Annotated in this window: 17 protein-coding genes; 7 read left to right on the top strand and 10 right to left on the bottom strand. The window is 44.0% G+C overall.

Translation table 11 applies throughout. The features are described 5' to 3' along the window. Positions 1-24: 24 nt before the first annotated feature. Positions 25-1482 (bottom strand): cryptochrome/photolyase family protein, encoded by a 1458-nt coding sequence (locus ABDW16_RS17600; protein ID WP_343671519.1) that lies wholly within the window; start codon positions 1480-1482, stop codon positions 25-27. A gap of 4 nt (positions 1483-1486) precedes the next feature. After that, positions 1487-1681, bottom strand: a complete 195-nt coding sequence (locus ABDW16_RS17595; protein ID WP_343671518.1) for a hypothetical protein — start codon at positions 1679-1681, stop codon at positions 1487-1489. Positions 1682-1765: 84 nt separating this feature from the next. Between ABDW16_RS17595 and ABDW16_RS17590 the strand changes: the two genes are divergently transcribed. Both ABDW16_RS17590 and ABDW16_RS17585 read left to right on the top strand, forming a co-directional pair. Continuing rightward, entirely contained in the window at positions 1766-2347 is a 582-nt protein-coding gene (locus ABDW16_RS17590; RefSeq protein ID WP_343671517.1) for a Crp/Fnr family transcriptional regulator, read from the top strand. A 44-nt stretch (positions 2348-2391) separates the two neighbouring features. Beyond that, a complete protein-coding gene (locus tag ABDW16_RS17585; protein WP_343671516.1) occupies positions 2392-2850 on the top strand; it encodes a hypothetical protein in 459 nt (152 codons plus the stop codon). On the opposite strand, the gene ABDW16_RS17580 is transcribed toward ABDW16_RS17585, so the two are convergent. Continuing rightward, positions 2851-4224 (bottom strand): hypothetical protein, encoded by a 1374-nt coding sequence (locus ABDW16_RS17580; protein ID WP_343671515.1) that lies wholly within the window; start codon positions 4222-4224, stop codon positions 2851-2853. 150 nt (positions 4225-4374) lie between these two features. Between ABDW16_RS17580 and ABDW16_RS17575 the strand changes: the two genes are divergently transcribed. The 3 genes from ABDW16_RS17575 (at position 4375) to ABDW16_RS17565 (ending at position 6217) form a co-directional block, all read left to right on the top strand. Further along, positions 4375-5250, top strand: coding sequence for a hypothetical protein (locus ABDW16_RS17575; RefSeq protein WP_343671514.1), 876 nt, complete (start codon positions 4375-4377; stop codon positions 5248-5250). 100 nt (positions 5251-5350) lie between these two features. Beyond that, complete coding sequence (locus tag ABDW16_RS17570; RefSeq protein ID WP_343671513.1) at positions 5351-5779, top strand: MarR family transcriptional regulator; 429 nt, start codon at positions 5351-5353, stop codon at positions 5777-5779. Positions 5780-5791: 12 nt separating this feature from the next. Further along, positions 5792-6217 carry an organic hydroperoxide resistance protein gene (locus ABDW16_RS17565; RefSeq protein ID WP_343671512.1) on the top strand — a complete coding sequence of 142 codons (426 nt, stop codon included), beginning with the start codon at positions 5792-5794 and terminating at the stop codon, positions 6215-6217. A 41-nt stretch (positions 6218-6258) separates the two neighbouring features. Here the strand turns inward: ABDW16_RS17565 and ABDW16_RS17560 are convergent, their stop codons facing one another. Beyond that, entirely contained in the window at positions 6259-7593 is a 1335-nt protein-coding gene (locus ABDW16_RS17560; protein WP_343671511.1) for a hypothetical protein, read from the bottom strand. 157 nt (positions 7594-7750) lie between these two features. Between ABDW16_RS17560 and ABDW16_RS17555 the strand changes: the two genes are divergently transcribed. Then, the gene (locus ABDW16_RS17555; protein ID WP_343671510.1) at positions 7751-8983 is read left to right on the top strand and encodes a sodium:proton antiporter; all 1233 of its coding nucleotides are present in this window, start codon (positions 7751-7753) and stop codon (positions 8981-8983) included. Here ABDW16_RS17555 and ABDW16_RS17550 read toward each other — a convergent pair. The 6 genes from ABDW16_RS17550 to ABDW16_RS17525 all read right to left on the bottom strand — a co-directional run bounded on the left by ABDW16_RS17550 (position 8952) and on the right by ABDW16_RS17525 (position 12316). Continuing rightward, positions 8952-9374, bottom strand: coding sequence for a hypothetical protein (locus tag ABDW16_RS17550; protein ID WP_343671509.1), 423 nt, complete (start codon positions 9372-9374; stop codon positions 8952-8954). The genes ABDW16_RS17555 and ABDW16_RS17550 overlap by 32 nt on opposite strands. Beyond that, entirely contained in the window at positions 9371-9814 is a 444-nt protein-coding gene (locus ABDW16_RS17545) for an Lrp/AsnC family transcriptional regulator (RefSeq protein ID WP_343671508.1), read from the bottom strand. Before ABDW16_RS17545 ends, ABDW16_RS17550 begins: the two co-directional genes overlap by 4 nt. 101 nt (positions 9815-9915) lie before the next feature. Next, positions 9916-10824: an NAD-dependent epimerase/dehydratase family protein gene (locus tag ABDW16_RS17540; RefSeq protein WP_343671506.1), complete on the bottom strand. Its 909-nt coding sequence runs from the start codon at positions 10822-10824 to the stop codon at positions 9916-9918. A 57-nt stretch (positions 10825-10881) separates the two neighbouring features. Next, entirely contained in the window at positions 10882-11469 is a 588-nt protein-coding gene (locus ABDW16_RS17535) for a cyclic nucleotide-binding domain-containing protein (protein ID WP_343671505.1), read from the bottom strand. A 70-nt stretch (positions 11470-11539) separates the two neighbouring features. Continuing rightward, a complete protein-coding gene (locus tag ABDW16_RS17530; RefSeq protein WP_343671504.1) occupies positions 11540-11878 on the bottom strand; it encodes a chorismate mutase in 339 nt (112 codons plus the stop codon). Positions 11879-11893: 15 nt separating this feature from the next. Further along, positions 11894-12316 carry a hypothetical protein gene (locus ABDW16_RS17525; protein WP_343671503.1) on the bottom strand — a complete coding sequence of 141 codons (423 nt, stop codon included), beginning with the start codon at positions 12314-12316 and terminating at the stop codon, positions 11894-11896. 107 nt (positions 12317-12423) lie between these two features. Here ABDW16_RS17525 and ABDW16_RS17520 point away from each other — a divergent pair, with 107 nt between their 5' ends. Beyond that, a complete protein-coding gene (locus tag ABDW16_RS17520; RefSeq protein ID WP_343671502.1) occupies positions 12424-12816 on the top strand; it encodes a hypothetical protein in 393 nt (130 codons plus the stop codon). The last annotated feature ends 8 nt before the right edge of the window (positions 12817-12824 follow it).

Genomic DNA, 12824 nt, shown 5'->3' with positions numbered 1-12824 from the left:
TGTAGTGGTTGGCCTGCGCCTTATTTATCTCGCTTTTCCCACCGGCTGCTCACATATCCTCCTCAAATACTCCTCCGCAATTTCCACATAATGTTTTTGCCGCTCAGGATCAATCTTTAACATCGCCAGCCGTGCATGCTTTTTAACCAGTTCATGATGCACCTGCATAAACCGCCAAAACAGCGCATCCCAAACCTCACACCATGGCCCACGCTTGTAATCACTCATTTTCAATATGTAATTAGAAGAAGAAATATAAGGCCTGGTACTCATCAACCCTCCATCAGCAAACTGGCTCATACCATATACATTCGGCACCATCACCCAATCGTAAGCATCAATGAAGTGCTCCATAAACCATTGATATACCTCGTCTGGATCAAACTCGCAGAGTAACATAAAATTTCCCAGCACCATCAATCGTTCTATATGATGTACATAAGCCCTATTCTGTAAACTGTGAATAATATTGTCAATAGGTGGAATACCTGTTTCACCCGTATAAAAACATTTGGGTATTTTCCGTGTAAACCCGAAAAAATTAGTCGTACGTTGTTTCGCCCCCTCTTTAATATACACCGCCCGCATGAATTCACGCCAGCCAATCACCTGCCTGATAAAGCCTTCCAGGGCATTCAGCGGAATCCGATACCGGCTGCCATAACTAATGGCTTTCTTAATAACCATCTCCGGCGAAAGTAACCCGATATTGAGTGAAGAGGATAAAATAGAATGAAACAGGTAATGTTCTTCCTTCACAATAGCATCCTGGTACTCCCCAAAGTGCAACAGCTTTTCTTTGAGAAAAAAGATCAGCATTCGTTCTGCCTGCCGGTGTGTAACCGGGTAATTAAATTGCTCAATTTTCCCCCTGTTCCGCCCAAAATATTTATTGACATAATGAACAGCCGCATCAAAGTGGTCATAATGAAAAACAGGCATGGCAGGTACTGCAATATTCGCCGGCATCTTCTTCCTGTTTTCCGTATCAAAGCTCCATTTACCGCCAGCCGGCCGGTTGCCGTCCATAAGCAGATGTAGTCGCTTCCTTTCTGATTTATAATAGGAAGCCATGAAATATTTATTGCCCTGCTCGAAGTAAGACAGATTGCCGATGAAGTTGGGCGATGGGCAGCGGTGCAGGGCAATGTTGTATTGTTCACTAAAGTGTTGTATTCTCCGTTCCAGCAGGTAATCGGTCGTATCTATGTAGTGAACGGTAGTGGCGTGATGAGCAGCCAGGTATTCGAATAAATGATGTGTCTGTGCTCTTTTATCCTGCGCCTCTATGTAATGCACCACATGCCCGTCAGCCCTGAGGCGGGTGGCGTAGTACTGCATAGATGCCCTGTGCAACAGGATTTTTTGCCGGTGAAAGTTATATTGGGAAAAGTACAGCTCGTCTTCTACCACATAAACATGCGGGGGCAGGTGGCAATGATGCTTATATAACTGATGCGGGTATATGAGGCCAATTTCCATCTGATCAGGAAGGACGGTCTTTTGTATTTCTGATCAGTCCCATACCGGAGAAAAAGAAAACCATACCCAGCACCGCGTAGATGACAATCATCTTTACACTCCGGGTGCCCCCGCCAGCATTGACGAAGTTAACACCTGCCATAATTAATCCAAGGGCGCCTAATATGGTGAATATAACGCCGAGTACGCGCTTTTCCATAAAGATTGTGTTTATACTATAGCAAGTCACAAATAATATGCCGCTGCGGCTGGCACATCCCGGTGGATTCGTTATTTTTATACTATGAGTGATTTTAACCAGATGAAGGCCGCGGTATTCAGTTTTCAGCCACTCGACGACGCAGAATGGGCGGAGTTTTCGCAGACACTGCACCTCAAAACGTATAAAAAAGGTGACTTCCTGATCCGGGAGGGAGAAGTAGAAAACCAGGTTTATTTTCTGAACACAGGTGCGACCCGTCATTACTTTATCCGGGATGGTAAGGAATTTACGGTTGATTTTCAGTTTGCCGGCGACTTTGTGACTGCCTATTATTCCCTCATCACCCGTGAACCAAGTACGGTATTTGTAGAAGTATTGGAAGAAACGACAGCGGTCATTATCAACTACCAGGAATTGCAGTCCTTATATGCGCATTCTCACCATGGGGAGCGGATTGGACGCCTGATGGCTGAGTATCAATATGTAAAACGGCTGAGGCGGGAGATGGACCTGCTATCCCGCACTGCAGAAGAGAGATATGCCCATTTACTGCAAAGGGCGCCTATGCTGGTGAGTAATATCTCTGTGAAGCATTTATCTTCTTACCTGGGCATACAGCCCGAAAGTTTAAGCCGGATCAGAAAACAGCTCATGGGAAACTAACATACATCATTTTCGTTCAAATGTGAATCATTCAAATTTGTGTTATGAAACCTTTGATTGTATTGATAGTTACTTTTTTGTTGTCACTCTTCATTTCCAGGTTAACAATGGGCGAGTGGCACCTGACGTTTGCAGGCAATATAGCCATGTGCTGCATGTTGTTTTTGACAGCATTCGGACATTTTAAATTTACGAAAGGGATGGTGATGATGGTACCCCCCGTCATTCCTTTTAAAACGGCCGTGGTGTATGTGAGCGGGATTGTGGAAATTGTACTGGGACTGATGTTGTTGTTCCCTTCAGTAAGGAATATTGCTGGTAACCTGTTGGTCATTCTCTTTATTGTATTGTTACCTGCCAATATTTATGCAGCCATGACGAGGCTGAATATAGAAAAAGCGAACTATGAAGGACCGGGTTACGATTATTTGTACTTCAGGTTGCCACTGCAATTGTTATTTATTAGCTGGGTATTTTATTTTTCTACAGGGTGGTTCCGGTGATTAATCTCCGCCACCACCACAACCACCACATCCACCTCCGCAGCCACCACCACTACAGCCGCTGCCGCCACCATCGCCGTTACCGGGGAATATCTCCTTGTTTTCATCACGGTATATTTCCGTGATGGAAGCACCGAATGCTGCCGTGAGCAAAGCAGCATCTGTAAAGTACTGTAGGGTGGATGGCCCATTTAAGGCATAGCTCATTGGGATATCCTTAGGTTTATAAAATTTCACTACCTGGTCGAAGATGACCTTTTTCCTGTCGGGTATGAGCCGGACGCAGATCCAGTAAATGATGGAAGCAAGGATCATTTCACAGATCAGGTTTATGAAGGGGCGGTCATTCATGGCACCCTGTATACATCTTATGACTCCTATCAGCATGAAGAAGATATATGGTATCCAATAGACGAACCTGCCGGTGAATACAAATCGCTCCAGTGCATGTAGTGCCGGATGAAATGTTTTGTTGGGATCATACCAATATTCTACGATATCCTCATAATTCACTTCTTTAGGTTTCAATTCTTCTTCCCAGCCGCCCATGAGGGGATTATCTTCTGCAGGCAGCGGAGTTGCGTCCATCCTTTTAATACGGAAAGTTTCATCTGCATTGAGAGCCAGCAGGTCTCTGTTGAGCAGGTTGATAATGGCTGTTTGCACTGCCCTGTTTTTCCCAAACAGGAAGGCGGCCAGCTGGTAAGCATTGGCATCCAAAGGTAAATGGCGTGCCGCTATCTGCTCATAATCTTTTTTACGATAGAATTGGTAAAGTATTGAAATGGCGAGGAGGGCGCCTGCAAAAACAGGGAAGAAGAACAGGAAATGCGGACCGTTGAGTAAGTAAGGATTGAGTTGGTGATAACTGATGTAAATAATGAGGAAGGGAAGGCAGAAAATCCAGCCGGCATGTTTGTAAAAGGACGGTTTGACAGGGGGGAGCTTAGGCACCTGTATACCCGGTGGTGGCCAGATATCATCCGGTGGATCGCTGTCGAAAAACGTCTTGTAATGTGTCAGGGTTGCTTTGTACCATTCCAGGTGCCGGTTGTCTTCTTCATGGCCACCGGTGGAGGGAATGTGATGAAGGTCTGTGCCTAAAGTATCGCGGCAGAATGCTTCCCAGTACGAGCGTGTATACGTGAGGTGCAGGTGCCATACTTCGTCTACTATTTTGGAAGGAGAGGCGCCATTGTCCAGTACACAACAGAGGAATATAAAACGCTTATATTCAAGGATAGCTCTTTGGGTGAATTTTGCGGTCCAGCATTGTTCTTTGGCAAGTCGGGCAGAGAATGGAAGAGTAGCTGCCCCATCGTCGATTGGGAATTGTTCGATTTTTTCCCACAGGGTTAATTGTGTTGCATTCATAATTGCACTGTAAGATAGGGAAATTTTGTTAACCCAAATCGGGGGTAATAATTCTATAACCTGACAAGTTTCTGCTCGTTCGTAATTGAATATTAAGTTAATAATAAAATTAACATATGCCTTATTATTAATTATTTATATATTTACCGAATGAATTATTCCCTTACCTATTTAAAGCTGACTTTTTGTGGTCTGGTTTTATGTGCTTCAATATCAAATGGTTATGCGCAACAGTATAAGTCATTAGATGGGTCTACTCTAATTAGAAAGGAGAAAGAGAGAAGTCGTGTAAAGACAATTACCGTATTAAACAGAGATAGTTCTACCCTGAAAGAAGGGTATTATGTAACTGAATGGCCCGACCAGAGCCGTTTTTATTTCTATGTGGATAACAATGGTACTTTGGACCGTATAGCCAGGAAAATCTTCAGCAATGAGCAATCATTCCTGATGATTACCATGGAGTTGCGTGATAGCAAGCTAAATGGTAAGCGCCAGGTATTTGATAACAAGGTGCTGATTTCAGAAGCCGACTTCAAAGAGGGATATATTCAGAAGGAAAAAGTATTTAAGAATAAAGCATTGATCAGGGAGAACTTTTATACACTGGATGGAAGTTTAGACAGTACGAGAGAATATGAGCAGGGTACCCTGGAATATACTTATAAAGAACTGGGCAATGGTGCGAACCTTCGGAGAAGCTTCTTCCCCGATGGAAAATTGCAGGAGTGGAAACAGATAGACCTGATGCAGAAAGAAATGCTGACGAGGGAGTTTGATCCGAATGGCAGATTGTTACAGGAAGAATATGTAAAAGGCAAGGATTCTGTGATTACAAAGAAATTTTTCCCGAATGGCATTGTGAGCACACTGTATGAGATGGGGCAGAGCCAGGGATATGTGAAGGAGTATGACGAAAAAGGGAGGCTGATCAGTGAAAAGATAGTAGCGCATACAACCATGGCAGCAGCGCCGGTGGAAATGAAAATGGCGACAGATAGTAAAGGAATAACTACAGAGCAGTAAAAGAAATACCAAATAAAAAAAGCTTTTGCCACCGGCAAAAGCTTTTTTTATTTGGAAATTAATTGTGCACAATTTAATTTTGGTAAACCAAATGAAAGATATGAATTTGCTGAAACTGGAAAATCAGGTTTGTTTTCCGCTATACGCAGCCTCCAGGCAGATCACTGCCCTGTACCGGCCATTGCTGGAAGAGCTGGGGCTCACTTACCCTCAGTACCTGGTCATGCTGGTGCTATGGGAGCATAGTGTGATGACGGTAAAGGAACTGGGCGAATTATTGTTCCTGGACAGTGGTACCCTGACTCCATTACTCAAGCGACTGGAAGAAAAAGGAATTGTAAAGCGTAGCAGGGATGAACAGGATGAACGGGTGGTAAATATAGCCCTGACGGCCGCAGGCAAGAGGATGGAAAAGAGCGCAGAAAAAATTCCTACACAACTGGCAGGTGAAATGGATATGAGTGAAAAGGAACTGAAACAGCTGCGCGCTACACTGTATAAATTATTAAATAAAGTAGGACACATATAAAATATCAGAATTATGGAACAAGCTTTGTATTCAACATCAGTGACCGTAACAGGCGGAAGGAATGGACATGTTAAATCTGCAGATGGATTGCTGGAACTGGACGTAAGAATCCCAAAAGAAATGGGTGGTTCAGGTGGCGCTACCAATCCTGAGCAACTGTTTGCAGCCGGTTATGCAGCCTGCTTTGACAGTGCGCTGAACCTTATGATCCGGAATGCAAAAGTAGAAACCGGTACTACTACCGTCACTGCAAAAGTAGGTATCATAAAACAAGGAGTAGGCTTTGCCCTGTTTGTGGAATTGAGTGTGAATATCCCGGGTGTGGAAATAGAAAAAGCAAAGGAACTGGTAGAAAGGGCGCATGAAGTTTGTCCTTACTCCAATGCAACAAAAGGTAATATTGATGTCACATTCCATGTGACTGCTGAAGGTGAATAAAAAAACGGAGGGACATCGACTGATGTCCCTCTGCTTTTTATTTAAATGGCAACTTCGCTGGTATCTGCCTGTTCTAGTTCAGGATAGAAAATTTCTATCAGGAAGAAGTAAGACAGAACGGAAGCCATCAGTAATGCAAATTCGGATCTTCCCGTGCGTATTGAGACTATAAACTGAACGAGAGTGGCTATTGTAGTCAATACAACCAACAGGATAACAGCATTCTTTCCTTTATCCAGGAAGAAGTAGTTAACCAGTTTTACAAACAGGATAAGGAATAAGATGCCGGTAACTGTTGATGCGCCAAAGCGGGCACTCAGCTGGTAAACACCCCATAAGCTCCAGATGGTGGATAATACACCCAATCCAATAATGAAATATTTGATAGCGGTATTACGTTCCGCCAGGTAGAACACGCTATTTTCACTTTTGCTATTGTGTTGTGACGGAGCTTTCGCAACAATGATCCATGCAATGATATTCAGAACAGGTATAAAATGCAACAGGTATAGCCAGCCATTGTTGTTGGCAATGGTATTCATTCTGCTGATGACAATATTCCTGGTCAGGGCTGCTGTGATATAGAAGATACTGACTTCCATAACGAAGTCGACTACCCTGGTGAGGGTCGTGTGGGTTTGGAAACCGCTGTGTTCACTCCAACTGTACCCCGTACTTGTAATGACCTTCAGGAACCCGGAGAACTGGAATATAATCACCCAACAGGACACGGCTACCAACGGATATAAGAAGCGATATTCCTGACCGCTTGTTACCTGTATTTTGGAGGTGATGATATCGTTGTAACCTTTTTCATTGAAGTAATTTTCAGCCAGGTAGATCCAGCCATACACCAGGAAAGGTAGTATGAACTCTGCAGAAATACTGGACAAATTAAATGGCCACATGCGTATATAAGAAAGCGGGTTACTGGGTACATCAGTGGTGTAGCAAATGATGAGTCCTGCTACCAGGCCGATTTGCCAAAAATTCCGTTTCCCTGAGATATAGCAGACGCCTGCTACCTGCAGCGCACTCCATATAGTTGACAACAAGGTAACGTCAATGAATGCGGGCAGGAAACGATAAGCCTTATTCAGGAATGCGTCGAAGGCCATGTTCAATAAGAAGAAACCAGCCATGATAATGATGGCTTTTTTGTAGTCCTTGTTGTAGATATGCTCCCAGCCATAGACAAATGACCATTGTAAGTTAACCAACAAGAAGGCGACTGTGTAGGTGCCCGGACGTGAATACATATCCTCTCCACGGATGATGGTGATGGTAATGCCCAAAATGACCATAATGATCGCCGGAATCCAGAGACTTTTTAGCGTAAGCCTTTGACGGTCTGAGAAATAGGAGGTTAGTTCCATAGATAGGGTAGGTTATAGGGTAATTTAAAAATATAGCGTCCCGGAGCAAATGTATGTATTAATTTTAATATGTGGGTTTGAGCGACCCATTACGTTCATTTTAGGGCGAGGCAGGGAAAATTTCGTATATTCATCGCTTCACCAATAGAAGAATTGAATGGATACATTTACACTCATTGCGGCTTTGATTACTATCAGTGCGTTGATTTCCTATCTTAATCTCAGATTTATCAAACTGCCTGGTGCTATCGGCGTAATGTTTGTCTCCATCCTGCTCTCGATCTTTATACTGGTGACAGGTAAGGTTTTTCCAACTGCTTTCAACTTTATACTTGAACTAACCCGCAGCATTGATTTTACAAAAACATTGCTGGATATTATGTTGGCCTTCCTCTTATTTGCCAGTGCATTTCATTTTGAATATAAGAAATTGCAGGAGCAGAAGCGGCCTGTATTGGTATTGAGTACGATTGGTGTGATCGGCTCTACCGTTATTTTTGGTTTTCTGCTGGATGTCACGACCACATTGCTGGGCATCGATTTGCCCTTGGTATACTGTTTTCTCTTCGGTGCTTTGATATCGCCTACCGATCCGGTAGCAGTCATGTCTGTATTGAAGAAATCAAGAATTCCGGCTTCCCTGGAAACCATCATTTCGGGGGAGTCATTGCTGAATGATGGAGTGGGCCTGATTCTCTTTGTAACCATCGGAGAGGTAGCGGCACAGGAAGCGACGTTCTCCATGTCACATGCGCTGGAATTATTTGCCAAAGAGGTATTTGGCGGCCTGGCGCTGGGTACGGCTACAGCATTTGTAACAGGTTATCTCACCAAAAAAATTCAGGAATTTCAGACGGCGGTGCTGGTATCTATTTCTATGGTGATGATGATTTCCATAATGGGTAGTTTATTGCATGTGTCTGTACCGCTGGCAGCGGTGGCTGCTGGCCTGATCCTGGGTAATTCTTCCATTGGTGCCAAGAGCAATAAAGAATTGCAGGATTACCTGCATCGGTTCTGGGAACTGATCGATGAATTGCTGAATATTATTTTGTTTGTGATGATTGGTTTGCAGATAGTGGTATTGCCATTTATCGGGCATTACTGGTTTATTGGCCTGGTAGCAGTGTTGTTTGTATTGATAGCAAGAGGTGTAAGTATTGCAGTGCCTTCTATGATCATGCGGCGGTCGTTGAAAACTAATATTAACAATACGGCTATATTGGTATGGGCAGGATTGAGAGGCGGTATCTCTGTGGCATTGGCCCTGTCGCTGCCTGAATCGCCTTATAAAGAGCTGATTTTATCCGCCAGTTATATCATTGTTGTCTTCTCTGTGATAGTGCAGGGATTGACGCTTAATAAGGTGGTGAACCGGTTTGTGAAGTAAGTGGAAGATCTGGTGCTTTCCAATGTAACCTGGCAGCCTTACTCATCAGGCACTCCTGGCTATAAAACTGAAACAGATATTCCTTTTTCAGAAAAGGCTGTTGCAGGAAGGTAGTCAGCACCGGTTCCGTAAGCGTAGTGATCCTGTTGGTAATAATGTAGTCCGCAATCTTACTCGTATAAAACAAGGTAATCGTTTCATGATACCCTGATTCATCAGTGTTTTGTCCACCTACACTTTCATTATACTTTTTAATGCCACCACTGATTTTTTGAATAGCGACCGGCAATGGGTAGTGCATGCAATACCAGAGTGCCATTACAAAGTGATTAGTATGGGTCCATTCTTCTTTTGGTAAGGTACAGTTTTCGAATTTTTCAATCAGGTTCATAGTCTGGCGTTTATTTCTTCTTTATACGTACTCAAAATAATCGTTGTGGTTGTGCGGGTCACACCTTTAATTGCTTTGATTTTATTCACCAGCAATTGTTCCAATGCTGCTGTATCGTGTACCAGTACTTTCAACAGCAGGTCATAATCCCCCGCTACATGGTGGCATTCCATCACTTCCTCCATGGCTATGAGCTGATCCTTTACATGGGCATTTTTGGTATGGTCAATCCATACATTGATGAAGGCCATGAGCCGTAAAGAGACATGTTCCCTGTTTACCCTGATGGTATAGCGGTCAATAATCCCGGAACGGTCGAGTTTTCGCAGTCTTTCTGTCACCGCCGGCAGGGAAAGATTGATTTTTCTGGCGATGTCCGCGCCCGTGATCCGGGAGTTTTGGATAAGCAGCCGCAGTATTTTGCTATCGTAGGCGTCCATGATGAATGATTGTAGGACAAAGGTAGCAAAGGCTTTATTTAATTTGGCTATCAGGCGATTATTGGAGCAGGTATTAACTAAAAAAGCAGAAATAATTAAGATCAGCTGCCTATGCTTGCCGGAATCCCTTCAGCATAAGTAGTCGGCTTGAAATTGAAGCGTTTTTCAAACTTGCTGCTATCGAATATATAATCCCGGTCGTATTGGTAGGACATCTCTTTGATTTCCTTCACAATAGGTACAAATAGACCTATTAACCCCATCATGAACCTGGAAAGGATGTAGTATTTAGGTTTTACCTGCATCCCCGCAGCTATTCTTTCAATAAATTCTTTTCCTGTCAGTTTTTCGGAAGAAGTAGGCAAGTGCCAGACCTGGCCAAAGGCATCGGGGGTATTGCCTAATATAGCCGTCCCTTTGGCGGCATCCGGGGTATAGGTAAACGTGTGTATTTTATTGGCGTCGAGTTGCCAGTAAGCCCGCTTTCCTTTTTTAAATTCCTCCTGTACTGTAATGGTCAGCATCCCATTTTTCACTCCCGGGCCATAAAAATCTGCACTTCTGGCAATCAATGCCTGCAATCCTTTTGCCTGCAGGAGCATATGGTGCAAAGCAGCCCTTACCTCGCCTTTTTTACTGGGCGGTGCAATGGTTGAGCTTTCTGTCATATGAGGAATCTCGCTTTTAGCGTACATGTATACGTTATCCAGGAATACCAGGCGGGCATTGTGCTTCACACAGGCATCGATCACATTTTTCATGATCACGGGCCAGTCGCGGCGCCATACATTGATGTTGTATTCCAGGCCTACGGTGAGGTACACCACCTCTGAACCGGCCACAGCCCGATCTACGTCTGCAGCATTGGTAAGGTCAGCAGGGAACAGTTCGTCATCGCCATTCACCTGTACTGGCTTGCGGGCCACCAGGCGGATTTTATCTGTATAAGCTTTCAGTTCTTTTGCCAGTGGGGTACCAATTGCGCCCCCGGAACCAAGTATTGTTTGCATGTCAGTTTGTTTTATGCAAATGTATCCCTTGCAGGAGGTGAAAAATAATGATCCGGGTTAAGGTTTTTTAGCCGGAATTAGCCTCTTTCTGATCCGGCTCAGGCTCTCGGGCGCAATGCCCAGATACTGAGCGATATAGCGCTGGGGAACGCGCTGGATAATTTCCGGCTTCTCTTCCAGGAGGTCCAGGAATTGCTTTTCGGGAGTAGACGACAGGAGGGCTTTGGTACGCCGGATGCTGGCGGCAGCAATCCGCTCTATCAACAGGTGAAAGAAGTCTCCCATGGCCCTGGATTCCCGCATCAAGGGTACCAGGTCTGCACAGGAAATAGTCAGACAGGTAGTAGTCGTCAGGGTTTTGATGGTAGAAGAAGACACCGTCTTTTTAGAAAAACTTTCCAGGTCGGTCACGAACTCATTTTCGAGGGTAAAATTACAGGTGCGCTCGTTGCCGGCTTCATCGATATAGAACTGGTGCAGGGTGCCATGGGTCACAAAGAATACTTCGTGCGCCACTTCTCCTGTATGGAGCAATACGGCATTGCGCCTGAATTGTTGTTCTTTGAAGTAAGAAAGGATGTAGGCGGCTTCGTCATCCCCCAGCGTTACATCCTTTCTCATTACTGAAATAAGTTCGTATGACATAAATATGCATTCAAGATAGCAAAAAGTAGTAAGAAAAAGGCGCCTTCATTATCAAGGCGCCTTTTTCTTACTACTTTTTCAGGGCTTCCTGCTGCCTGATGCTTTCCTTATGAATGGCTTCATACAGTGCCCTGATAAATTCTTCTGATAGACCTTCTGCTTTACCAGCCTCTATTGCTTTTTGCAATACCTCATTGAAACGATTGGATTGCAGCACTTCCATGTTGTGTGCCTGCTTATAAATACCAATCGCCCTGGCAGCCTCCATTCTTTCACCCAGTAGGTGAACGATTTCCTTGTCTAACTGGTTAATTTTTTCCCTGTTAATACTTAATGTATCTTTTTGTTGTGCCTTTGCGGTTACAAGGCCCATTGCCAGGAACACTGTTGAGAAGATCCGTTTTTTCATATATTATATTGGTAGTTATTGAGGATCGAGATATACCACGATTCCACTGTAGGGTAGTGGCCCCGGTATGGTGGTGGTTACAGAAGTAACCCCTGCTGGAATTACCTCTGAAATGATATCCGTACCAAAGTGGACATGTACTACTGACGACGTATTAGGACGTGTACCGAATGTGATCGTGTAGGTAAAGGTATCACCTGCATCATCAAATTCAATAGTTGTGCCAGTTGTAGCATTGCCGGGACCTACGTTGCTATATACCAGTTTTTCCCTGCTGGTGTAAAAGATGGCGTCAGCTACATTGTAGACGGTGTTGTTTTGAAAAGCAAAATCACAGATGCCTAAAGGTTTGATGTGCTTAGCGGCAGGTGCCGGCATAAAGCTGCAAAACAGCAGCAAAGCCATTGTAAGTAATGGCAGGGTTCTTTTGAGTTGCATAGAAAAGTTTTAAATGGTTAACGTTACAAATGTAGTGTATTAATGATTGAAAACAGTTAAGCCCTTTTTAGAAATATTAGTTAAATTTACCATGTTAATGCCAACCCATGAAAATTGTTATAAGGGACGAGACGCTTACCGGCAAGGTAGCGCAGGAGTTTTACCTGGAACTCGAAGCATCCAGCCTCACTATCGCAGAGCTGATACGTAGCAGGGTATTTGAAGAAGTAAACGAATTTAATAATAATCTGCCCAAACCGTTTAAGGGCCTGATTGAACCCCGTGCAGAAGAGTTGATATTGAATCCTGCTACTACAACAGGGAGGGACCGGAAAGCAGATCCTGAAGAACATGTAAAAACAGCGCTGAAAGCATTTGATAACAATGGATTCCTGGTGCTTGTAAATAATAAACAATATACTGACCCCGAAGCAATTGTTAGCCTGGAAGCAGGGGCTATGATCACCTTCATCAAACTGGTGCCTTTAATAGGGGGATAAAAACTATA

Source organism: Chitinophaga sp. (assembly GCF_039596135.1).
In the GTDB taxonomy this organism is placed as follows: domain Bacteria; phylum Bacteroidota; class Bacteroidia; order Chitinophagales; family Chitinophagaceae; genus Chitinophaga.
This window is presented reverse-complemented; position numbering and strand designations above follow the sequence as displayed.